Raw genomic sequence first — 25,667 nt, 5'->3', positions numbered from 1 at the left:
AGTATCAACAATTAAAAAATCAATGTATGTCACAACAAGAAGACGATTTGAGGGCATTGGCGAAAATCATGGATTTTCTGCGTGCCGTGAGTATCATTTTAGTGGTCATGAACGTGTACTGGTTCTGCTACGAAGCCATCCGGCTGTGGGGCGTGAACATCGGCGTGGTGGACAAAATCCTTCTGAACTTCGACCGCACGGCGGGGCTGTTCCATTCCATTCTCTACACGAAGCTGTTTTCCGTCCTTTTGCTTGCCTTGTCCTGTCTGGGTACGAAGGGTGTCAAGGGTGAGAAAATCACTTGGGGGAGAATCTGGACAGCATTTGCCGTCGGGTTCGTGCTGTTTTTCCTGAACTGGTGGTTGCTGCCCCTGCCGCTGCCGCTTGAAGCGGTGACGGGACTGTATGTCCTTACCATTGGAACGGGCTATGTCTGCCTGTTGATGGGTGGTCTGTGGATGAGCCGCCTGTTGAAACACAATTTGATGGAGGATGTTTTCAACAACGAGAACGAGAGTTTCATGCAGGAAACGAGGCTTATCGAAAGCGAGTATTCGGTCAATCTGCCGACACGTTTCTATTACAGGAAACGCTGGAACAACGGTTGGATCAATGTAGTTAATCCCTTCCGTGCGTCCATCGTGTTGGGTACGCCGGGCAGCGGCAAGTCCTATGCCGTGGTAAACAATTTTATCAAGCAACAGATTGAAAAGGGCTTTAGTCAATACATCTACGATTTCAAGTATCCCGACCTATCTACTATTGCCTACAACCATTTGCTGAACCACCCGGACGGCTACAAGGTAAAGCCGAAGTTCTATGTGATCAACTTCGACGACCCGCGACGCTCTCATCGGTGCAATCCCATTCACCCGGATTTTATGGAAGATATTACGGATGCCTATGAGAGTGCCTACACAATAATGCTCAACCTCAATAAAACGTGGGTGCAAAAGCAGGGCGACTTCTTCGTGGAGTCACCTATCATTCTGTTTGCCAGTATTATCTGGTATCTCAAAATCTATCAGAACGGGAAGTTTTGCACGTTTCCCCATGCTATCGAGTTTCTGAACCGCCGTTACGAGGATATATTTCCGATACTGACCTCTTATCCGGAGCTGGAGAACTACCTTTCGCCGTTCATGGATGCGTGGCTTGGAGGGGCTGCGGAGCAGCTCATGGGTCAGATAGCGTCGGCAAAAATCCCGCTTTCGAGGATGATTTCACCGCAGCTCTACTGGGTGATGTCAGACAGCGAGTTTACGCTGGACATCAACAATCCCGAAGAGCCGAAAATCCTCTGCGTGGGTAACAATCCCGACCGTCAGAATATCTACGGTGCGGCACTCGGTCTGTATAATTCCCGTATCGTGAAGCTCATCAACAAGAAGGGGATGCTGAAGTCATCGGTCATCATCGACGAGTTGCCCACAATATACTTCAAAGGGTTGGACAATCTTATAGCTACCGCCCGAAGCAACAAGGTTGCCGTGTGTCTGGGCTTTCAGGATTTCAGCCAGTTAGTGCGTGACTACGGGGACAAAGAGGCGAAAGTGGTGATGAACACTGTCGGCAATATTTTCTCCGGTCAGGTGGTGGGGGAAACAGCCAAGACGCTCTCCGAGCGGTTCGGTAAGGTGTTGCAGAAACGGCAGTCCATCTCCATCAACCGGCAGGATGTTTCCACCTCCATCAACACGCAGATGGACGCGCTCATTCCACCGAGTAAGATTTCCGGGCTTACGCAGGGAATGTTTGTCGGTTCTGTATCCGACAACTTCAACGAGCGTATCGAGCAGAAGATTTTTCATTGCGAGATTGTGGTGGATGCCGAAAAGGTGAAACGGGAAGAAAGTGCCTACAAGAAAATTCCCGTCATTACAAACTTCACGGACGAGGACGGCAACGACCGCATGAAGGAAACGGTGCAGGCGAACTACCGGCGCATCAAGGAAGAGGTGAAGCAGATTGTGCAGGAGGAACTGGAGCGTATCAAAAACGATCCGGTGCTGTGTAAACTGCTACCAGATAATGAGACTGTCTAACAAGTCCCCAAAATTGAAAATTATCCCTATCGAAGTTTGAAGTGACCCCCAAAAGTTGGATACAATTTTTTTGGGGGGCACTTCAGTTCTGACGGGTAAAATCGTAAAATTCGGACTTGTTAGACAAATACTTACGCGGTTTCAACCTCAGGTACTGAATCTATCGAATTGACAAATTTAACCAATTGCGGATCTGAATCTTTTTGTATGAGGTTTCGGAGACTCTTTTTCAATTCATAAGCATCATCCCCTGCTGTATTTATTAAATCCATATAAAAATCTTTGTTTTGCAGAATCAATGAACGGCATGCCCCATCGGAAATTACAGGTTTCACTATTTTATCAATAACGTCTCCAGCTTGACTTTTCAAATTACCATGCGATCTAAGCCATGTTTCGAAAAATTGAAACTTTATTGCATTGATAGTCTTTTTACCGATGCAGAAATCATTTCTTATATCGGTAACTGTCGATTTAATTTTTCGTTTATCCAATCTTTCAACTATATTCTTGAAACAATTAGGGAAAGGATTCAAACTTTGAGTTCCAGAAGCAATATCCATCAGAATCTTTTTGCCAAATTCAGTCAAGTTATCTGGCAAGGATTTGATTTTAGCCAGTAAATGTTTTATTGCGACAAACCAATAATATGATGTATGTGCTGTTCTTTGGGCGTATAATGTATCAACACTTATTTCAGACAACGCTTCGAACGCTATTTTATTGATATGATCGGTCAGGACATTGCTTATTTTAGTGGTCAAATCGTAAAAAGATGCGTCAGGAATTACATCTTTAATATTGTTCTTAGTGATATACTTATCCAAATCGGTATTCCACTCTGCTAAATGCTCGATAAATACCTCATCCGTTACACCTATTCTGTTCTTAATATCTTCAAATTGGGGCAATATGTCTGAGAGCAATAATTTATAGCCAAGTTTATGATTTACCATGTATTGTAGTGTTTCATTTAATAGCGGTATATTCCATCCCACACTATTTACTAATAAGTCTCCATGATCCACATAATAGTCCATGAGTTCTGCAACATATTTTATATCTCCACCCTCTATTAAGGAAACGGAATGACCATGTGCCAATTGCATGGCGACTAAATCGTAATATCCAGACTCTTTAATGTTTCGGCCATCAGTTTCTAATTCAGAATGCAACTGATTTATGTAGGTTGAATCTAACGTTACAGGTAAAGGTCTTTCTTCGTCAGATGCCAATAAACGATAGGTTGTAAATATAGCCCCTATATTATCTTTATTTACATTCTGTTCATCAATGCAATTCGTGATCGCTTGCAAAAGCGTTGGAAACGTATAGGTAGAATTATCTTTTAACGTTTTTACAATATCTGCATGGTCGAAATTATCGGGTAGTAAGTTTGCCAAATAATTATCGAGCGCCTCCGAATTTGTTGCTACTTGATAATATTTATATGCTTTAGTTGTCGCGTTATCCCGATAGGCAGCATCTGTTGCATTTGCAGCTTGAATATAATCGATAAATGTATTTGGCTTGACTGTTTTTGCTTCAATCAATGACGTAAAATCGCACGCCAACTTATTTTGCGCAATAAACCTGTCTATTGCATCTAACGTTTTGAAATAGTCGCCGCCATTGAAGTCATTGAACCGAACTATCTTCTTATATAATTGAGCAATCACATGGTTTTGGCTTTCCGTGTCTAAATGCAACAGCAGTTCTTGGTATTCGACAGGGAACACCTGCTTCTCTATGGATTCTTTTAATTTCAATTGTGCTATTCTTTGCCATACACGCAGAATAACATCGCTCTTTCGAGTTAATTTATGCAAACAATGTATAATCTTATCGATAAGCGCATTGTCCATACATTGTATAACTTCTTCTAATACAGTGTCAAATTGTTTATTAGTCTCTGCATATTGATTTATGTCGTGGTCTTCTTCTCCGTTGATGCAGCCTTCAATATATTTTTTCAATGGAGTTTGTCGAGCATCTTCAACATCGACACCATATACCAAAGCTGCAATTTCGCGTTGTGTTTGCAGATCATTGTTAATTATTGTTTGAATGCCATTCAGATAGTCGCCGGACAATATTTGTTCTACTGGATTTGCCAGAATATCCGTCTTCTTCAAACAGAACAATGCTATGTTTATCATCAAAATTTCGTTACACCACTCTTGTTTAAGAGCGACCATCTCATTGATATATGATATAATTTCCCTAACATTGGCATTAGGATTTACCAATCTGAATATCCGATTTATAGTTTCTTTCGCTTCATTTTCTGTTTCTCCAAATGCTTCAACAAACAGTTTGTTGAATATACTTCGATAGTCGGTAATAACAGGAGGAGCAACACGATAAACAATAGGGAAAGTTTTATTGATAAAATACTTGGTCAGTTGTTTCGTTTGTTCGTCGGTCTCATCTCCGAATGCACAAGCTAAATGTGTTTCATCGAAAGGAATAACAGCCCAAACATTTTCAAAACCGCTATCGGCGAAGAACGTATGGATAGAAGACCATAATTCTTTTACTTTTTCAGCGGGGAGACGATCCATGTTGTCAAAAACAAGGACTAATTTACGTTGTCCTTTTTCCTTGATAAAATCAGAAATGTCTTGCATCCATGTTTTGAACTCGTAAACCGTTGGTTCGTCTTCGCTCAAAGTCTCATAGCAAACGTCCTTTTCGACTTTATCTTGATAAATAGCTAACATATAACTCCATCCATATTTATGATCTTTGCTATATGCCCATTTCCAAACGCACAATGCAATAAGAACTGGCAGTGCAGCTATGATAATAGACAATAAAGAAAACCACCATGTTGTGGGTGTAGGTTTTACTGCATACGCAATAAATGTAAATATCGGAGTTAAAACTGCAACCAAAAATGCCGCAACCATACCATTACTGATAAGGGGATATTTTTCGGTTACGGTCTCCGTTTTACGGGCTAATAAATATTTCAGCTTTTCAGACCATGATACGGTTTTCGTACCTCCACCTTTGACTTTTATTGTTGCATTTCCAGATAGGATACCATCATCAATAAGTTTGCTTGTAAGCAATTCCAATATAGAGCGGCGTTGCAAGTCCTCTTGATGTCCCCATGCGTCATACTCAAAAAAGTAATAGTCGTCTGATAATTCACGTTCCAACATTTTAACCACGTTGGATTTTCCAGATCCCCAAATACCTTCGATGCCGATAATTCGAGGTAAAGTACATTCCTCATCCAATGAATCATTCTGACAAAAATGGCGAGCAATAGTTTTTGCCAACCTTTCTTGCGAACCTCCATCGAATTTGTCAATACCACACGGTTTATTTTGGATAAACCGCGGATATTGCTGTTTGGATTGTAGTTTTGTTTCCATATACGTAATTTATTGATTATACGAACTCCAAATAATTCTCCCGATTTACCACATGAAACTCGGCATAGGGATAGGCTTCTTGGAAGGCTTTCGGTGCGGCCGGCATTTTATTTCCCCACTTGAACTCCAAGGCGGTAAGACTGTCGGCACTCTCCTCAATCAGGTCGATTTCCTGTTTGTCGTAGGTGCGCCAGAAATAGAACTCCCTGTGCAGTCCCTCATTGAAGTTCGCTTTGCGCCGCTCTCCGATGATGTAGTTCTCCCACAGCGCACCGACATCCTGCCGAATGGCCAGCGGTGAGAAAGCCCCGATAATGGCATTGCGAATGCCGTTGTCGTAGAAGTACCACTTGCCAGCTTTTGTAACCTCCTTGCGTAGGTTACGCGAATAAGCCCCCAGACGATAGATAACGAAGACCTTTTCCAATAGGTCGAGGTATTTTTCAACGGTCGTCTTGCTCATGCCGAGTTGTTTACCTAACTCTTCGTAAGAAACTTCGCTGCCCAACTGAAAAGCTATCAATCGCAGTAGATCGCGCATCTTGCTCGAATTTTTTAAGCCGTCAATTGCTAAGATATCTTTAAGCAGGTATGCACCGACAATATCACGTAGGTAGTCTGTTTTACGTTCATAGTTCTCCATCATTACTACTTCGGGATAGGAACCGTAAATCAAGCGCGCTTCGAGGTTCTGGCGGGTTTCAAGTGCCGTTTCCGTCTGTGCGATTTCCCGTTGCGAGAATGGTGTAAGGAGAAATTGCGTACTGCGGCCGACCAACGGTTCACCAGTCTTATTCAGCAAATCGAATGACGAAGAACCACTTGCCAAGACACTTATTCCCGGTATTTCATCAACTATCAACTTCAGAATACTACCGATTTGTGGTATGTTCTGTGCCTCATCAATAGCCAGCAAATCAATACCATCCAATAAATGCCGATAATTGGCTATTGAGCGATTCTCCAATAGTGCTAATGTGTCGTAGTCTTCGCCGTTGAGCATCATCGTCCTACCTGAATAGTTGTCCACAATTTTACGCATCATTACCGTTTTACCAACACGGCGAGCACCAAAAATCAGTACTGCTTTATTGGGCGCGATTCGTGCTGTAATCTTCTCTTGAAGTATTCTATTTACTGTTTCCATACCTTATAAAATATAATGCAAAGATAATCATATTTTTTTAATTGGCGAATTTTACAAAAAAAACGGGCTATTAAATGGCGATTTTTACAACCACAATCTTATGGAAGTTGTTTCATTGTTTTTAGTAATGATATATGTTCATACTATGATGACTCAATAATTTACCAGACATACGTTTCTGAAATTTGTCCTTATAGGAATGAAAAACTCACATATATTGTGCTAATTAATATATAATTAAATGAAAATAAAAAGACAGGATACGAGTATTCCTGTCTTCTCATATGTAATGGATATTTTTTTATTTTCTCATCCGCTCCAACTCCTCATCACGCAACATTCTCTCGTTCAGTTTTTCCTGCATCCTGTCAATGAAATAGGTGCGGCTTTCGTTCTTCCGGCGTTTGATATCAGTGTAGAAGCGGTAGCAGTCTTTAGAATCAACCCCGAATATCTTATAGAGAAGTGGGGCGAGCTGTTTGAGCGGCATATTGCCGTTGTTGATGCAGCCCATCACGTCTATGCCGTAGATAAGTTCCACGAGGTCGATGGCATTGCCCGTCCATTGAAGAAGGCTGGCGGTGGTTTCTGTTGCGTTGTTGGCGGATATTAGTGGTGGCACTTGGGGCGTGGCAAGGAATTTCTGCATCTTTCTTACGAAAGACAGAGCCTTGCTGACGTAGGCGGCAATCTCTCTTTTTTCTTCTGACAGATTACGTACGGGATGGTGCTGCAACTCGATTTCGATGTAGGCAAGCGCGATGACGGTAAGGTTCATGTCCATGCCGCCGTTGCACAGTTCGATCACTTGGGTGGCGAAAGCCGTGTATGCCGTTTCCATATTGCAGTCGCCGGCTTCGTTTATCAGGCGGAAAAAGTCGGTTTCCGCCAGCAAGAAATAATTCATGGTTCTGTCAATTTTGAAAATTACACTTTGTTTTCTGCGTGCGCACATGAATATAATTGGCAAAAAACGCGGCAGAAAATAAAAAATCCAACACTCAATTTTACAAAGTGCTGGATTTCAGAGGTATAAAATTCAGTATTTTTTCACAAGGACAAATTATCTCCGACTTAAATTGTTTGTAATCGGAACATTTATTCTATTCCTGAAAATAGAAATGTATGCTTGCCGCACATTTTGGCTATCTTGCTTTTTTATCAAGGATATAGATAATGCGACATACACCGTTGGGATAGCTTTTCAAAGAGGAAAGCGTCCAGTGTTGCTCTGGCAGAGCCGACTTAAAAAAATGTCGTCCGCTTCCGGATATGAAAGGAACGGTGTATAGTATGATTTCATCCACAGCGTGCATCCGCAGCAGTCCGTTTATATAGTCTGCCGTGTCCGGTGTGGCTTCCGCGAGGTAACGGATGTTTGTGCAGTCTTTTCTCCATTCGTGCAGCATTGAAATGGAATAGTCCGGTGTCACACGGTAAAAGGCTTTCTTCCTGATTTCATCAAGACCGCAACGGTCAAGGCACAAATCCTGATGTGCTTTATCATATAACTCTGAAGAAAGACATCCGTCCATCGTCAGTACGGCGAGAATCTGAACTTTACCCATAATCGTTTCCTTTCGTTAGGCAAGGGTAAAAAAGTAGCGTGCAATTCACACTACCTTCAAGCGATGGCTCTGGTAAAGCCTTTACGGAGAGTACGTGAATGCACGCTATGCGTAAGCATAGCATAAGCATCACGCAATCGTCTCCGTAGTTCCAATTTACCAGATTTTCGCTTGAAACGCCTTGCGGTCTTATCCTATATGTTGGCGGCGAAAAGCTCCTGCCAATCGCCGTTTTTCTCAAATGTTATGCAAAGATAGCCAAATTCAGTGAATTACGGGCTATGATTGCTTGAATTTATATTTAAGTCCATACTCTTCAAGTTTGCTGTATAGTGTTGTCCTGCCTATGCCGAGCAGTTCTGCGGCGACACTCCGGTTGCCGTTTGCCTGTTTCAACGCACGCAATATCCGCTCCTTATCCTCCGCGTCATTGCGCAAGGCGAAGCTGACAGTAGAGGTCGGTTTCGTCACGGCAAGTTCCAGATGCTCTTTCATGACAACACCTTCCTGCGCCTGCAATACAGCACCCATAACTTTCTGCCGAAGTTCCCGCACGTTGCCCGGCCATGCGTGTGTCAGCAACGCTTTACGTGCTTCGGAACTGAACCCGCTCACGCTACACTCCAGCTCTCTGTTTGCCATATCACGGAAGAACTCTGCCAGCGGCATAATGTCTTCTTGACAGTCACGCAACGGAGGAACGGTTATCCCGAAGTCGTGCAGGCGGTACAGAAGATCCTGCCGAAAACGCTTTTCATTCACCGATACCTCCAAATCTTCATTGGTAGCAGCGATGATGCGGACATTGAAATTCCGGTCTGCCTTGTCTCCGACCGGGCGATACCGCCTCTCCTGTATGGCACGGAGCAACATCTGTTGGGTTTCCAACGCGAGGTTTCCTACCTCGTCCAGAAACAACGTGCCGCCTTCCGCCTCATGGAAATATCCTTTCTTGGCATTGTCCGCACCTGTAAATGCACCTTTGACGTGTCCGAAGAAAGCCGACGGTGCAAGCTCTTTGGAGAGTGAACCGCAGTCCACCGCCACAAATGGCTTGCCTGCACGTTTGCTCTTGTCATGCAACAGGTGGGCAATATGCTCCTTGCCCGTGCCGTTCTCACCAAATATCATCACGCTCATATCGGTGGCGGCTACCAGCCTTATGCGGTGCATGATTTTCTGAAAGGCGGAACCTTCACGGGCGAATATAGGCATACGGCGTTGTCCTGCCTGACGTTCTTTCAGTATGGAACGGATCAGGGGGACAAGTTTATCCTCCACAAGCTGTTTGGGAATATAGTCTATCGAGCCGAGTTTCATGCTTTCCACGGCGGTATTAACTTCGGCGTAGTCGGTCATAATGATGAAGGGCTGCATCTTTCCCTCCTTTCGCATCCAGCACAAAAGGTCTATGCCACTGCCGTCAGGCAGACGCAGGTCGGCAACCACGATATCATTATCTGTTGCCTGTTGCAGATGTTTCTTCGCGGTTGAGAGGTGGTAAGCCTTCATATTGCGGTAGCCCTCCCGTGACAGCATATTGCAGACATATTCGCAATACACGATGTTGTCTTCCACCACAATTATTTTTGTCTTATTCATCTTCGTATTTTCTCCTTTCCTCTTCTGCCAACCGTATTATTTCCACTCCCTTATCCAGCACGGCAGTCACGGCATGGCTTAACGCTTCACCATCCGGGAGAGCATCGCCACGAAGCAATCCGTAAAGTACATTCAGCGGTTGGTCGGCACGGAGCACCTCCCACGAACTGCGCAGGTGGTGGATCAGGGAATCCAGCTTTTGCAGGTCTTTTTCTTTTGCTGCATCCCGTACCGCCTGCATTTCCTTTTCTGTTTCAGTTATCAACTTTTCCAGCATGACGGCTTCATTGCCATAGGACAATAAGGCGGAAAAGTCCGGTTTCCCGTCCGGTGTCGCTTTTATGGCACACCTGTCGGAAACCTCCATCAGTTCCGATATGGAGAACGGTTTGAACAGGCATCCGGCAAAGCCTTTTGCCAATAGTTCCCCTTTGTTACAACTGCCCGAAGCGGTTGCCACAACCACCGGGATTGTTGGTGAATTGCCCACGTTGGACGAACGCAACAGTTCCAGCAATTCGAAACCGTTTATATCGGGCATATTCAAGTCTGTCAGCAACAGGCTGTATTCTTTCTGGCGTATCATTTCCATCAGTGCCGCAGCATCGGTGCAAGTGTCGCAGTGTATTCCTTCTTGGGAATACATCTCTTTCAGCATCAGAAGTAATACCTCATCATTGTCAATGGCGACAACATCATGGAATTTATTGTTATGATAAACAGGTGTATTGCTTGTATATCCAAGCTGTTCTTCAGCTTCCTGCATAGAAATTTCAACTGTGAAACGACTGCCTTTCCCTTTCTTGCTGTCTAAACGGATTGTTCCGCCAAGCATCGACACAATATTACGCATTATGGCAAGCCCAAGCCCGAAACCCTCCTTTGCGGCGGCATTTGATAGACGTTCAAACGCACCGAACGCTTGTTTCTGTTCCTCTTCTGTCATGCCTGTACCTGTATCTTCAACGACCAGTGTCAGAACTCCATTATCATATTCAGTAATCAAAGAAACACCGCCTTCTTCTGTGAACTTGACAGCGTTTGACAGCAGGTTATTCCCGATTTGTATTATTCGCTCTTTGTCGGTCAATACAATGGCATCGTGTCCAGTCTTCACGGACAAGGACAGCCCTTTGTTCACGGCAACAGGCATGAACTCCGTTTCAAGTGTGTGCGTGATTGCTGAAATCCGGCAGGGTGACAGACGGGGCTGTTCCTTGCCGTTGTCCAGGCGGAAGAAGTCAAGCAAAGTGTTAAGCATATCCCGCATACGGTCGGAGGATTGCAGTATGTTTTGGATATACTGCCCGGACTTATCCTCACACTGTTCTTTCCGTATCAGTCCGGCATAGCCTGTTATTGCTGTCAGCGGTGTGCGCAGTTCATGGGTGATAGTATGTACCGCCTTCTTCCTTGACGTTATCAGTGCCTCGTTCCGTTGTACGGATTGTTCCAGTTGCCTTATCAAATCAGTTGTCTTGTGCTTGTATTGTTTAATGCTTTTTGCATCACGATGTATGATGATGTAGGAAATTAACAACAATAGAAGAACGAATCCCATTAAACCGCCTACTTGCATAAATGACTTTTCACGCATGGCAACTATTTCGTTTTCCCGGCTTTGCAGTTCGGTTTGTACCTTTTCTTCTATTTGGCAAATCAATTCTTGCAGTTGTCTGTTAAGTTCTGCATTACGAGCTGCAAGGCTGTCGGCTTCTTCCGACAATTGGCGATCCTGCACTTTCTGTTCGCTGATTACGTTTCTATTGACCGAATGAAGGATAGTGGTTGATACTGCTGGAGTTACTTCCTTTTTTTTGCCGAATATGCCTAAGAAACCTTTTCGTTTTGGCTTTTTGGACTGTTCCTGCACACTTTTCTGTACAATAACCGGAATTTGATTGGCTATCTTCTTGTTAATAGATTGTTGTTCATCCATTAACCGGACTATCTGGAACATCTGTCGTTCCTTATCCTCTAAAAGACTGCGCACACTATCGATGCGCTCTGCTGGATAGGTGGCCTTGAAACGGCAGAGCATACTGTCCATTGCCATACGCCGTGCATGGTAATGCTCGATATCTTTATCGTTCCATTCCAGTATTGTTTCACCCAATAGAGAAAATTTTATCATTTGAATATTGATATTGTTTATTTCTTTTCGGAGCTCGTCTATTTTTTTATTGCCAAGTTCTAATGCTTCTATCTCCTGCCATTCATAGAGGCTATTATATGCCATACATCCGATAAGAATGGAGATAAGTATATATCCCAACCGTATTGCCTTATAGAAATTTCCTGACCGCTCCATTATTTTAATGACATTGATTTTTGGAACATGAATAAAAGTTTATCTTTTTCGTTCATGCGGATATTATCAGAATAACCGTCTTTTGTTATTTGATACCCACATGGCTTAACCATAAAAATGCCTAAGCCCTTAGTGTACGAACTTACTTCTGAGGCATAGTCTTTACTTGTATTTAATGGAACTTTCCCTTTAATATGACACCACTCATTATTACAACTGATGTCTTCAATCTCAGACATCAGTTTTTGCAAATCTGTAATAGCTTTGGAACTCGCTACTTGGGGTATCTGCAACTCAAAACAGAGCATCGGTTCGAGAATGTCCACACCTGACTGTTGCAAAGCCAGCCTGAAGACATAAGGGGTCAGCTGTCTGAAATCAGCAGGTGTACTTACCGGGCTATAATACTCGGCTTGAGTAAAAGTTACTTTCAGATCTGTCACTTCCCATCCATGTAAACCAGATTGGCAAGACATACGAATCCCTTCAAAAACGGCATTTTGAAAAGAATGGTTCAGATAACCATAGGAGATGTCACTTTCGATTTGCAACCCTGCCCCTAACGGTAAGGGTTCAAGAGTCAGCCCTATTGTGGCCCAGTAAGGGTTGGGTGGTACTTCGATCTGAATAATCTTATTGACCTTTTTTATAGGTCGTTCTTTGTAGATAGTCTTGATCTCATCAAAATGGACCTTTACGGAAAATCGTTCTTCCAGCAATGTCTGTATGATTTCCTTTTGGGTCAAACCATATAACGAGATTTCCAATTCATCACTATATGAGTTTATGGAAAAGGACAAAGACGGGTCTTCAATCCACAATGTATTCAGAGCGGATATCACCTTGCTTCTCTCTTCGGGCTTATTTGGCCGGACGGAGGATTTGAGAGCGGGATGCTGATGAGATAATCCTTGAATCAAACAAGGTTTAGCACCTAAATAATCTCCGATTCGAAAATCTTCTATATCTTCTACAATCGCGATATCATTGGCACCCACTTCATCAACATTTATCTCTCTGCCCTGATAAATAGTCTTTAGATTTTTAATCTTGATGAATTTTTCCGAATCGTTGATTCTTACAACGTCTCGAAGTCTCAGACTTCCGTCAATTATTTTAAGAAAACTTCTTTTATGCCCTTTGGGGTCATGCTCTATCTTATAGAGATAAGCTGAAAGTCTGTTTGAGACTGATGCCGGAGGAAGTATAAAAGAAGAAATGGCGTCCAACAACTCATTGATACCGATATTGAACATTGCTGATCCATGTAGCACCGGATAGACTTTGGCTTTTGCCACAAGAGCGATTATCGTATTCCAATAATCAGCCGGTGAAATTTCGCTATCCGCCAAATATCGTTCTAATATATCGTCGTCATGGTTGCATACAAATTCTTTGTATTCTTCCTTTATATATGTTTGGGAGCAAACCGGATAAACCGATCCATCGACAACAGTTTGCATAAACAGGACATCTTGCGACAGATTTGTTTTTATATCCATATACAAACGCTCCAAATTCACACCGGCACGGTCAATCTTATTGATAAATATAATTGTCGGGATTTGCAGCTTTTGTAAAGTACTGAACAGCAACTTTGTCTGCGCTTGTATGCCTTCCTTTGCGGATAAGATGAGGACTGCTCCATCAAGCATTTTGAATGTCCGCTCCACTTCCGCAATAAAATCCATGTGTCCCGGAGTGTCAATGATATTGCATTTCACTCCATTCCAGATAATAGATGTCGTAGAAGCCCGGACAGTAATTCCTCTACGTTTCTCTATATCCATAGAGTCCGTTATGGTGTCACCATTATCCACACGGCCGCACTTTTCCGTTGCTCCACTGGCAAACAGCAGATTCTCGGTTACGGAAGTTTTTCCTGCATCAATGTGAGCAAGAATTCCTAAATTTATAATATTCATTTGGATTAAGCAATAATATACTACAGTAGATGCATTGTCGAAACGCACCTTTTAATACCTCCTCGTAGCATATGAGAACTACAGGATTACTAACTCGTATTAATATGTATATTATTACTGCCGCATAACGATTACAAAATTACACAAAAAAATATATCTAACAAAAGTGGGAGGATTTTTTAACTTTTTACCATAGACATTTTATTAGGGAAGCGTAGGTTCAACTGGCAAGTACAAATAAGTAGAAATGTTTGAACAACACCGTTTTAGGAAGTTGAAAAATCAAGTTTCTCTCTCGGTATAGCGTTTATTTTGGCCAATATCTTCTTTAGTTTAGCATTTGTGTATTTCCCATTCGTGTTCTATTTAGCTCCTTATTATGAGTATGTAGCAAGTTACTTATCAAATTCAGCCTCTTTGAGGGTCAAATATGGTTTTGCAAATGGTGACTGACAAGACATAAACAAGGTCAGCAGGAATTTTTTACATAAATGGACATGAATGTATATAACCTAAAATAAGAATAAATTTTAATAAGGGCTGCCCAAAAAGAAAAAAATGCAGTTGCCATCCTATAGATACTTGCAGAAAGGATAAAATTTACTTTTAGACCTTTTGGGATAGCCCTTATTAATACTTCAGATAAAATTCCTTAGGTTATATTTTCAATCCTTTGGACCGGGTTTCCTCCTTGGCATACAGTCCCGGACGCCCGATTATGACATGGTTGGCAACGATACTATCCGCCGGACTGCGTATCTGCGGCGGTGCATTTTCGGGATATTGCGCCTGCCTGTTCCTCACATCTTCCGCTTCCGGCTTGAGCTGTTGCCCTTCATTCTCCTTTTCTGCGACTTCGGGCGTGGGTGGCGCAAGCTCCAGCTGAATTTTTCGGTCAAGGGCGGCAAGTTCGGACTTCAACTGCTTCAGCTCGTCCTCCTTCTTCCACACCTTACCCGCTATCTCCTGTAACTGCGGTATCTCCATCTCCAGCACCTCGTTCTTCGCCTTGTACTGGTCGATGATGGAGGGTATCCTCTCCATCGCGTTGAGGAAGTTGCGGGCGGCGGCCAACGGGTCAGCCATCGCCAGATGCCCGTTGTTGTAGGTGTACTTGTAGTTCCCCTCGACCACGAAGCGGTTGTCGGTGAACTCCAATCCCTCTTTGAGTATCCTTTCGCTCACCACCTTTATCGGAAAACCGTAAAGTTCACCGACCTGCGTGTACAACCCTCCGGTCGTGGCATTCTTGGCTATCTCCTGCAAACGCTTTCCGATGACCTTCTCATCGGCGGAATCCACTCCGTCCACCTTTATTATATTAAGGCGGTTGCCCTCCTTGTCGGTCTGCACCACCGACAGGAAGCGGTTCCAGTCCTCCGTCATGGCATCTATGAAAGCCGTGTTGTTGCGCAACTCGCCGGTCTTTGACTCCAGCTTGAACTCCGAATCACGCTTGCCCTTGTTGAACGACTTGCGTTCCCCTTCGAGCGATGCGATCCGCTTTTCCAGTTTCGCCTTGTCCAACAGGTCGGTATTGCCGGAGAGCAACGCCATGTATTCCGAGAAATTCATGCCCGATTTTTCGTCCATTGCCCCCTCGTCGATGGTACGCGCACCCATCGCACCGCTTTTGAGCTGGCTTATGAAAGTCTGCTTGCAGTGCAGGAGGTTGAACTTGTAGCTGTCCAGTGACTTCTCCACCGCGTAGATGATTACATCCACGTTGTTCCCGGCGAAATGTTTGGCAATCTCATTACCTGCCCTAACTCCGCGTCCGTCACGCTGTTGCAAGTCGGACGGTCGATCGGGTAGGTCAAGGGCATTACTGCCCTCTTCCCCCCTCAGAACCGTACGTGAGGGTTTCCCCTCATACGGCTCAAGCTTTTCAAAGTCTCTGTTCGTGTGCAGAGACCGGCTCATCCTACTTCTTGTTTCCATTGTTTTTTACGGGATAATTTGAAACATTCATCATGAACCAACATATTGCATTTCCGTCCGTCTTGTACAGTCGGCATTACATTCCATGCCTTATGCGTGTCAATCGGTTCACCACATATCGGACATTTCCGACCTTGCTTTTCCCATAGGTAAAGCAGGGATTTACGTCCTTTCAGCGTCACAAGCATCTTTGACTTCATTCTTTTATTGAAGTACAGGCGGCAGTCTGCGTCAAACGGATTCATGTCCCCCTTTATCTGCGTATATTGCAGAAAAGGAAACGAAGATGCCAGTTTCAACAAGGTAAGTTGGTCTTCTTTGCCGTTTGATTTCTTGAACTTAGCCGCAAAAGTCCAGCTGTTCCCTCGGATATTGTGCCAATAGCGGTCTTTTATCCACCGTTTCCCTTTCTTGGAATGACGGCGTTTAGCCCATTGCCACAAGGCGAGAAATATCTGATGGTCGATTCTGTGAAAAGAATCACGTGTCGCCCCATGCTGATAATATGCTCCCCATCCTCGAATTTTAGCATTCAACATCCTGATTAATGATTCCTGCTTGCAACCCTTATGACCTTTTGTCACCTTACGGATATTCTCCATAAAACGTTTTTCGGCTTTCTTGGTCGGCTTGGTCAATATTTCATTGCCGAATTTGCGGATGTTGAAACCGAGAAAATCGAAGCCGTCATGGATATTGGTTATCACCGTCTTTTCTTCTGATAAGGTCAGACCTCTTTCAGACATAAAGTCGGCTACCAATGGCTTGATTTCCTTTTCAAGTGTTTCACGGTTCTCGCAGGTAATTATAAAGTCATCAGCGTAACGGACAAGATTCACCATTGGCGAATATAACTTACCTTTGATTCTAACTCGTTTATATTTCTCTGCAAGGACTTTCTGCAATCCGTCCAATGTCATATTGGCAAGCGTGGGAGAGATAATGCCACCTTGTGGCGTTCCCTCCTCTGTCGGGAACATCTGTTTGTTGAAGATATAGCCGCATTTCAACCATTTTCGGAGTATTGCCTTGTCCATAGGGATGTTGGCAAGCAGCCATTCATGGCTGATATGGTCGAAGCACCCCTTTATGTCACCCTCCAGAATCCATTCGGGAGAATAGCCTTTTCGGAGAATGTTATGGCATTGCATTACCGCGTCCATACAGCGGCGTTCCTTGCGGAAACCGTATGAACGTGAGTCGGCTGTTGTTTCCGACACTGGTTCTAATGCCATAAGGTAGAGTGCTTGCATGGCTCTGTCTTTCATTGTCGGTATTCCCAACGGTCGCAGTTTGCCATTACTCTTTTTGATGTGGACTCTTCTCAATGGCTTCGGCTGGTAGCCTCTGCGTTTGAGTTCGCTTATCGCTTGTGTTTTTGCTTCGGGTTTCTCCCATGTTTCCATGTCCACTCCGGGGGTGTTGCCACCTCCGTTAGAAGTAACTCTCTTTACGGCTAAGGCTTTTGCGTAAAAAGAGTGGGTCAGCGTCCACTGCAAGGCTTTCACCTTGTTGTATCTGCCTTCCTTCTGAGCCTTTACAATTCGTGCTTGTAGCTTTCTGACAGCCAACTCCGCTTTAGTCCAGTCTATTCTGTCCCAAAGTGTTTGTTGATTGTCAGCAGGCGCACACGATGTCTTGTTTTCGTTCATTTGCTTTCCTCCTTTTGAAAGTTCTAAAAGTTAATTGTAAAGAATCACCATTTGACAACATTCGGTTTGATTGCCTACCTAATGTCGTCACAGAAGTCTGCCCACTTTCGTGTCGGATGATGTCGCCCACATCAGCCCGTGATGTCGGTTCAATCCGTATCCGCTCCATTACAGAACGGCGTTCGCTTTTTCTGTTATCTTATACCTGCACACCATTCGGCTTTCATTGCTGTCAGCTTACCTGTCATTTTTACATGACAGGAGATAATACAGGCTTACCATGTTCCACATAGATAACTAACGGATAGGTTAGGTTCTGTCTCATCCTCCGGCGGTGCTTATATCCGTGTAATCCTACCATGGAGAGGATTAACCGACCGCTTCCCTTTTGGGTAGAGTGTGCCAGTATCTTACACTCTTTCGTGACATTACGAAGTTTACTAACAGTTCGCTTGCGCTAACCATACTATCCAGCCTCGCCACTCTACGGTATGATACTAACCGTACTTGACTTCCCCTCACGGTTCTGTCTTGTCTTGCGAAAGTGTACTTCGTCCCGACCGCTTAATACAACATTAAGGTGCATCGGTCGGTAGGCTACCGCTGACGGAACAGCGGGTTAAAGCTGATACCCGTAAGTATCATTCCAACAATTATCTATGCGACTTCATGTCGCACCCACGGCGTATCGAGATGATGGATAGCCACACACCGTTTCTGGGCGTTCACACCCGTTCCGAGCATAGAGGTAGAGCCGAACAGCACACGCACCGTCCCGGCGTTCATGGCGTCTATCACCGCCTTCCGCGCCTTGTCGGTCTTGCACTCCTGAATGAAGCGCACCTCGCTTGGCGGTATACCGTAGTCCTCCGTCAGTTTGCGCTTGATTTCCGAATAGACGTTCCACCCGTCGCCCGGCTGGTATGTCCCCAAATCAGAGAAAACGAACTGCGTGCCTTTCTGGGCGTCGTATTTTTGATAATACTCCGCGATCATCTTGGCACAGTGACTCGCTTTGTTGTCGGGATGATCTTCGTAATTCGGGTCTATCATGCGCATGTCGAGTGCCATTTTCCGGGCATAGTCCGTGGCGATGAGCATCTTCGCCTTTTCTTCCGTTTCCGAAAGCGGCAGCCTGCCCAACAAGGTGGCATCGCCCGTCTTGGCGAACTGCATCAGTTTCTGTATGAAGTCCTCCTGTTCCGGCGTGGGCGGTATATGGTGCAGTATCTCGTTCTTGGCAGGACGGTCAACGCCCACATCCTCCGCCGTGCGGTAGTCCGTGATTTCATTATAGAAGGCGGCAAGCTCCGGCACTTTGATGAAGTAGCGGAAACGCTCCTTCTGGACCACATTGTTCGTCACGTTAAATTCAAAATCCGTCGTCTTCTTGGCAAATATCGCCGCCCAAGCGTCGAAACACCTTATGTCCTGCCGTTCCAGCTCCTTCGGGCGCAGGTACTTGAACAGCAGGTACAATTCAGTCAGTGAGTTGCTGATAGTCGTGCCGGAGAGGAAGGTCGCACCCAAGTCTTTTCCTGTGCGCTCCTGTATGGTGCGTATGGCAAAGAGCATGTTAAGTGCCTTCTGGCTTCCCTCGCTGTTTCCCAATCCCGCCACACGGTCGTGGCGCGTGTTGAAAGTCAGATTCTTGAACTGGTGGCTCTCATCTATGAAGATGTGGTCGATGCCCATCTGCTTGAAATCCACCACGTCGTCCGTGCGTGACTTTATGGCGTGTTCCACCTTCTCCAGCTTCGCTTCAAGGTTGTGCTTGCGCTTCTCCAATCCTTTCAGCATCGCCCGCGACACGTTCTTTCCCTGCTGCCGTAGCACTTCGAGGTTTTCCTCCACCGTGTCAAGCTCTGCTTGCAGGATGCGCTGCTGCAATTCCGGCGACTGCGGTATCTTGCCGAACTGGTCGTGCGACATGATGACGCAATCGTAGTCGTTGTTCTTTATATTATTGAAGAAGCGCACACGGTTGGCGGTCGAAAAGTCCTTCTCCGAAGCGTACAGAATACGTGCGTTGGGATATGCCGCCTGATAGGTGGCTGCAATCTCCGCAACGTTGGCTTTCAGCCCGATAATCATCGGCTTGTGTGCCAAATTCAGACGCTTCATCTCATGCGCGGCGATGCACATTATCAGCGTCTTACCGGTTCCCACCTCGTGGTCGCAAATTCCGCCGCCGTTCTGTTTCAACATCCAGACGCAATCCATCTGTGAGGGATAGACGCTCTTGATACCCCGGCTTGCCAGCCCTTTCAGGTTGAGGTCGGGAAAGGTCTGATGGGAGCCGTCGTAGCGCGGGCGCACGAAACAGTTGAACTTGCGGTTATACATCGTCACAAGCCGCTCCTTGAACTGCGGCGACTGCTCTTCGAGCCATTCGGAGAAGCCGTTTCGTATCTCGTCAATCTTGGCGTTGGCGAGTTGTATTCCCTCGCTGTCGCGCATCTTGATGTCGTTGCCATGCTCGTCCTTGCCGATGGACTTCATCATGTCAGGGCAGGTGTTGTGCAGGGCGTGTTTTAGGAGGTGCATACCGTCATAGTTCCGGTAATACCCCTTCACCAGAAACTCGTCCGTGATTTTCATGGTGCGGTAGCCGCACACCACCGAAAACTCGTCCATGCTTGCGGAATAGGCGATTTTCACCTCCGTGTCGAACAGCCGGCTCATGTAGGCGGCATAGACACCCGTCGGAATCCAGCGTTCCCCGAAATTGAAGTCCAGATCCTCGAAGGCGATGCGCTGCGGCTCGGCATCTTTCAGAGCCTCCAACGCCTGCTTCACCTCCGGCATACGCTCATTTTCGGGATTGTCACCCATCCATGCCTCTATGCGTTCCGCTTTCTCTATGACATTTCCGGCGATGAAACGGTCTTTGATTTCGTAACCGGTCACGAGCGGATTGTAGTAGATGCGCCCTTGCAGGGCAGTGAGCAAATCCTCCGCCGTGCTGTCGGTTATCTCCCGCATATAGTCGAGATTGACCGTACCATATTTGTTGAGCGACGCAGACAGGGCTTCTTCGGGAGAGCCTACGTTGGCATGGCTCTCCACCGCGAAGGAAACAGGATGCTCGAAGATGTCCGCCTTGACGAACTTTCCGTTTTCCATCCGTTCCAGCGAAAGGATGTCGCGCCCGCCCGCATCCATCATCACTAACTTCACGTTCTGCTTGGCGTTGAGGTTGCCGTAGCGCATGACAAACTCATCGTAACAGGTATTCAGATGCTCTCGCCACGGAACATTTGCCTCGCGCCGGAGCGATTCATAACGGTACAGACGCTCGTAGGCGTCACGCAGCGACACATACAACAACGCCTTTTCCTTCTGGTATCCTTTCAGGTCGAGCGGCTGGAATGTCGCCCCGTATGGCGTGATGTCTTTCAGGTAGCCGATGTTATGACGCCCCCGGTCAGCCACCAGCGACCCTTCGCGCAGGTGCATCTCCGGCGTGCGGTGGTAGGCACGCGGAGAAAGGTCCACGACTTCCTCCTTCGGCTTTTCCGCTTCGATGTCGGGGAAAAGGAAAGTCCCCACCGCTTCCGATGGGGTATCTGTAACGGCAGGTGCGGCGACTGCCTCCGGCTGTGTTTCCTCCTGTCGTGGCTGCTCACGGGAACTTTCCGGCACGGCTTTCACTTCCGTCTTTTCCGCCACTTGTTTCTCGTTATGCTGCCTTGCCAGTTCCCGAAGTTCTTTCCTACGCTCCGGCGTCAAACCCATCATCATTTCATAGAAACCGTTGATGGGAGGATTGGTATCCCAGTCCAGTGTGGCATAGATGTCGTCCGGGTCGGCAGGCTTGGCGGTGTTCTCCGCTTTCACCTCCTTATTCTCCATTGCGGGTTTTGCAGTTGGAGCTGTCGGTGTAACCGTGACTTTCGGTTTGGGCGGAGTGGACTTTGCCGTAACTGCCTTTTTCACCGTCTTTTTCTTTTTGGAGGTTTTCGGTTGGCTGACCTCTTCCGTCATCCCCCAGAGGTCAAGCAGGGTGAGCTGCACGCCTGCGGAATATTGCGGGCGCGGTTCTATCTCCGGCTTTTCATCTGCGGGTTGCGGCTTTTCTGTCGGAGTTTCCACCGTCTGCGCCGAGGATACTGTTTCCAATTTTATGGCAGGACGCTCTACTTTATTTTGAACGGCAACTTTTTCTTCCGTTCCTGCCTGCCGGATTGAACCCGAATACAAGCGCATGGCAAGCCTGTAATGGAAATCCTCGTCGAGCATACGGCGCAAATCCCCGGCGATGCCTGCTGCCTTGCCCTCGTGCAGATAAACCATAGCGGGCTTCCCGTAGGGGTCTGTGTCAAGTTTCGCCATCGTATGCACGATGCGTTCCGGGTGGTGGATGAAATAGGCGTTGTCGGTCAGGGCGGTTTTCGTGTCCGTCTGTATCACGGTCATCAGCCGCTCGTCCTGCGACATTTCCTTCTTGCTGAGGTTCTTTTGCAGGACAATCAGGTCACTGCCCACCTCCGTGCCCGCGTTGTCCGTGAACAGGTTGTTGGGCAGGCGTATCGCGGATACCAGATTGGCCTGACTGAACAGCTCGTTACGCACGGAGGTCTTGGTGCTATTCAATACCCCTTGCGAGGTGATGAACGCCACGATACCGCCGTCACGCACGGCATCCAGTCCTTTGAGAAAGAAATAGTTGTGGATGGTTTTCTGGGCGGAGCGTCTGCCGAAAGAGTCGCTCCGCTGAAACTCCGCGTCGAACACGGCAATGTCACCGAACGGAATGTTGGACACCGCCAAGTCGAAATAATTGTTGAACGGTCTTTCGATTTTCTCAAAACCGCAGGTGCGCATTTTCTGGTCGGGATAGAGATGCCTCAAGATTGTACCCGTGAGCAGATCCTTCTCGAAAGCCATCACATCCGCATTGGGGCTGTGCCGCAGCATGGAATCCACGAACACGCCGACACCTGCCGACGGTTCGAGCATACGGGCGGGGCGGACGCTGTAATCTGCCAGCACGTCCGCGATGGTGTCGGTTATCTCTTTGGGGGTGTAGAAAGCGGTCAGCACGGACGCTTTCAGCGAATCCACAAACCGCTTGTACTCTGTTTCGTCCTTGCTGTTCTCACGGATAAGCCTGTGCAGCTCCACCGTCGGGGCGAACAGTTCGAGGTCGGATTTCGCCCACCGGACGGCATCCGTCAGTTCCTTTGCAGGGTTGAGGATACATTTCAGACCGCCGAAACCGCAGTACCTTTGAAGTATGGCACGCTCTTCGGTTGTCGCTGTCCTATTTTCCCTGTCAAGGATGAATGCCGTCCGTATCGCCTCGATGTTGTCCCGCAGTTTCTGTTTGCGGTTAAACGCCATATTCGTCTAAGTAAAGGACGGTTGCTCCCGTCAGCTCCGTGTAGAGCAGGTCGTAATCGGAAGACAGGGCGAAATTGTCATCCGAGAGGTCATAGACGGAGAACACGTTGCCGACAAGCGGCAGCAGTTTCAGGACAAAGGCTTCACGCTTCTCTTCCGGCACTTCATCGGCAAACTCGTTTTCCACGACTTCGCGGAGGATGGCGTAACGGGAATAATGCAGCCCGCGCAGCAGCGTGTCCATCGCCAGTTCCTGCGCACCATCGGCGGGATAGCCTTCAAGCCGTGCCCTCTCATACGTTTCGGCGGCACGGTCGGCCCGTTCCCGTATGAAAGCGGTGTCGTCAGCCTGTTCAAACTTGTTCGTGCGGAGATAGTCCAGCAGGTACAGACCGTAATAGGAAAAGTCGGTCTGACCCTCGTTTTTCTTCTTGTTGTTCATTACTTTGGATTTAGCGGATTGATAATTAACGGGATAATCGGTTGGAAAAAGGAAGAAAAAGGCACTCGGTATCCCTCCGAGTGCCACCACTAAATCCAAAGTATGAGTGTAATCCGGTATCGAAGAACAATTCATTACTCTGAACAAGTGGCAAAGTTAATACTATTTCTTCCGTCCTGAAAATTTCTTGTCCTTTTTAGCCTCCGGGAACACAAAAGTCGTGTTATATTCCCCGTCAAAGGCGACAACAGCATCGAAACTCTTGCCCTGTTTGCTCTTGAACCCTTTGAGCAGCTTGGTATGCCCTTCGGTGAGCAGGTCTTTGATTTCATCGTCGGACAGGGTGCGTCCCGCTTTCAGCCGGAACACGGGCAGTCCGCACTCCGTGTTGTCGCAGCGTACCACCTTGCCGTAGAACCGCATCCTGCCCGTGCCACACTTGGGACACGCGCAGCCGGAGTCACGGCTGCCGAAGAGCTTGTCGCACGAGATCAGTTCGGAGGTTATCTCACGTGTGTACGCCTCTATCTCCTTGCGGAAGGTGTCGTCGGACAGTTCCCCGCGCTCGATACGCGCCAGCTCCTTTTCCCATTCGCCCGTCATGGCAACATCGGCGATGCGCATCGTCTTGACGACGGAATTGAGGGCAAGTCCTTTTTCGGTGGGAACAAGCGACTTCTTGCAGCGTTCCATGTAACCGCGCTTGAAAAGCGTTTCGATGATGGAGGCGCGTGTGGCGGGAGTACCGATGCCACAGTCCTTCATCGCCTGCCGCAGTGCGTCGTCCTCAATTTCCTTGCCCGCCGTTTCCATTGCCGAGAGCAGGGTGGCTTCGGTATGCAGCGGCTTGGGTTTGGTCTTTCCTTCGGTAATGGACGAGCCTTTCGGTGTCAGCGTGTCGCCTTCCTGCCAGCCGGGGATGGTAATTTCCTCTTTTTCCTCGCCATAGACGGCACGCCATCCGGTTTGCTTCACGACGCTGCCTTTTACGGTAAACTCCACTCCGGCACATTCCGCCGTGACAGTGGTCACATCCTTGACGCATTTCTCAGAGAATGCCTCGACCATGCGCCCGGCAATCATCTGATAGATGGTATTGTCCTCTTTGGAGAGGAAGAGCGGTTTCTCACCCGTGACGAGCAGGGCATGGTGGTCTGTCACCTTGCCGTCGTCCACGCTGCGGCGTGTCGGGGCGGCTTTTGCCCGCACCTTGTCTTTCCATTCGGGCTGTGTGCCGATGAAAGCGAGCAGTTTGGGAATTTCGGCAAACACGTCTTCGGGGATGTAGCGGCTTCCCGTTCTCGGATAGGTTATCAACTTCTTTTCGTAGAGTTTCTGCGCGATTTCAAGCGTCTGTTCCGCCGTGAAGCCGTGCTTGGCGTTGGCTTCTTTCTGGAGCGTGGTCAGGTCGTAGAGCAAGGGAGTTTCCTCCGTCTTCTCCTTGCGCTCGGCTTTCGTGACAGTGGCGCAACCTGCCGCCTTTACCTTATTATATAGTTCCATCGCCGGTTCTTTCTCTTTCCATTTCTCGGAGGATGAGAATTTCACGACTTCGCCGTCGCAACCGTCCGTTGCGATATGGAGCTGCCAGAATGCTTCGGACGTAAAGCGGCGGTTCTCCCAGTAGCGTTCACATACCATAGCCAACGTTGGTGTCTGCACCCGCCCCACGGAATACGTGCCGTGTCCGGCGGCGATGGATAACGCCTGTGTGCCGTTGATGCCCACGAGCCAGTCGGATTCGCTCCGCGCTTTGGCGGCGAGGTAGAGGTTGTCGTATTTGCTGCCGTCTTCGAGTTTCCGCAGTCCCTCGCGGATAGCTTTGTCGGTGAGAGAGCTGATCCACAGGCGCACGAAAGGAGTGGTGCAACCCGTATAGTGGTAGAGGTAGCGGAAGATAAGCTCTCCCTCGCGTCCGGCATCGGTCGCCACGATGATATGTTCGCTTGTGTCGAACAGTCTTTTGATGACTTTTATCTGCGACACCACGCCGCTGTCGGGCTTGTAACCTTTCTCCGTCCTGACCTGACGGGGGACGAGCGTGAATGTGTCGGGAATAATCGGGAGGTTGTCACGGACAAATCCGCGCACGCCGTAGCCGTCGGGCATGGCAAGCTGAACGAGGTGTCCGAATGCCCATGTCACGGCATAACCGCCTCCCTCGAAATATCCTTCCTCTCTCTTTGTCGCGCCCACGATGCGGGCGATTTCACGTGCCACGGAGGGCTTTTCTGCAATGATTGTCTTCATGTCTTCTTCTTTTTTGTTGATACTTTGGATTTTATTTTGGATTCAGTGGCGG

12 protein-coding genes and 1 pseudogene are annotated in these 25,667 nt (G+C 47.1%); 1 reads left to right on the top strand and 12 read right to left on the bottom strand.

All coding sequences use genetic code 11. From position 1 onward, the window contains the following. Positions 1–26: 26 nt before the first annotated feature. Entirely contained in the window at positions 27–2,045 is a 2,019-nt protein-coding gene (gene mobC, locus CI960_RS02145) for a conjugal transfer protein MobC (RefSeq protein WP_004291482.1), read from the top strand. A gap of 131 nt (positions 2,046–2,176) precedes the next feature. Here the strand turns inward: mobC and CI960_RS02140 are convergent, their stop codons facing one another. The 12 genes and pseudogenes from CI960_RS02140 to topB form a co-directional block, all read right to left on the bottom strand. Continuing rightward, entirely contained in the window at positions 2,177–5,431 is a 3,255-nt protein-coding gene (locus CI960_RS02140) for a P-loop NTPase fold protein (RefSeq protein WP_094582192.1), read from the bottom strand. Positions 5,432–5,447: 16 nt separating this feature from the next. Further along, positions 5,448–6,578, bottom strand: a complete 1,131-nt coding sequence (locus CI960_RS02135; protein WP_004291480.1) for an ATP-binding protein — start codon at positions 6,576–6,578, stop codon at positions 5,448–5,450. Between the two features lie 301 nt (positions 6,579–6,879). Further along, positions 6,880–7,485, bottom strand: coding sequence for an RteC domain-containing protein (locus tag CI960_RS02130; RefSeq protein ID WP_004304269.1), 606 nt, complete (start codon positions 7,483–7,485; stop codon positions 6,880–6,882). Positions 7,486–7,723: 238 nt separating this feature from the next. Then, positions 7,724–8,146 carry a dihydrofolate reductase family protein gene (locus CI960_RS02125; RefSeq protein ID WP_004291474.1) on the bottom strand — a complete coding sequence of 141 codons (423 nt, stop codon included), beginning with the start codon at positions 8,144–8,146 and terminating at the stop codon, positions 7,724–7,726. Between the two features lie 279 nt (positions 8,147–8,425). Next, positions 8,426–9,748 carry a sigma-54 dependent transcriptional regulator gene (locus CI960_RS02120; RefSeq protein WP_004291471.1) on the bottom strand — a complete coding sequence of 441 codons (1,323 nt, stop codon included), beginning with the start codon at positions 9,746–9,748 and terminating at the stop codon, positions 8,426–8,428. After that, positions 9,741–12,059, bottom strand: a complete 2,319-nt coding sequence (locus tag CI960_RS02115; RefSeq protein WP_094582190.1) for an ATP-binding protein — start codon at positions 12,057–12,059, stop codon at positions 9,741–9,743. The genes CI960_RS02120 and CI960_RS02115 overlap by 8 nt, the downstream gene beginning before the upstream one ends. Then, complete coding sequence (gene tet(Q) / locus CI960_RS02110) at positions 12,059–13,984, bottom strand: tetracycline resistance ribosomal protection protein Tet(Q) (RefSeq protein WP_004291466.1); 1,926 nt, start codon at positions 13,982–13,984, stop codon at positions 12,059–12,061. The genes CI960_RS02115 and tet(Q) overlap by 1 nt, the downstream gene beginning before the upstream one ends. 657 nt (positions 13,985–14,641) lie before the next feature. Then, positions 14,642–15,805: pseudogene (locus CI960_RS02105) on the bottom strand (DNA methylase); the annotation flags it as partial. 98 nt (positions 15,806–15,903) lie between these two features. Continuing rightward, positions 15,904–17,577, bottom strand: a complete 1,674-nt coding sequence (ltrA, locus tag CI960_RS02100) for a group II intron reverse transcriptase/maturase (RefSeq protein WP_032559093.1) — start codon at positions 17,575–17,577, stop codon at positions 15,904–15,906. 657 nt (positions 17,578–18,234) lie between these two features. Further along, positions 18,235–22,923, bottom strand: coding sequence for an N-6 DNA methylase (locus CI960_RS02095; protein WP_094582188.1), 4,689 nt, complete (start codon positions 22,921–22,923; stop codon positions 18,235–18,237). Then, a complete protein-coding gene (locus CI960_RS02090) occupies positions 22,913–23,365 on the bottom strand; it encodes a DUF1896 domain-containing protein (RefSeq protein ID WP_004304266.1) in 453 nt (150 codons plus the stop codon). Before CI960_RS02090 ends, CI960_RS02095 begins: the two co-directional genes overlap by 11 nt. A 162-nt stretch (positions 23,366–23,527) precedes the next feature. Then, positions 23,528–25,615: a type IA DNA topoisomerase gene (gene topB / locus CI960_RS02085; protein WP_004291456.1), complete on the bottom strand. Its 2,088-nt coding sequence runs from the start codon at positions 25,613–25,615 to the stop codon at positions 23,528–23,530. Between the last annotated feature and the right edge of the window lie 52 nt (positions 25,616–25,667).

The organism is Parabacteroides sp. CT06 (assembly GCF_002257605.1).
Taxonomy (GTDB): Bacteria; Bacteroidota; Bacteroidia; order Bacteroidales; family Tannerellaceae; genus Parabacteroides; species Parabacteroides distasonis.
This window is presented reverse-complemented; position numbering and strand designations above follow the sequence as displayed.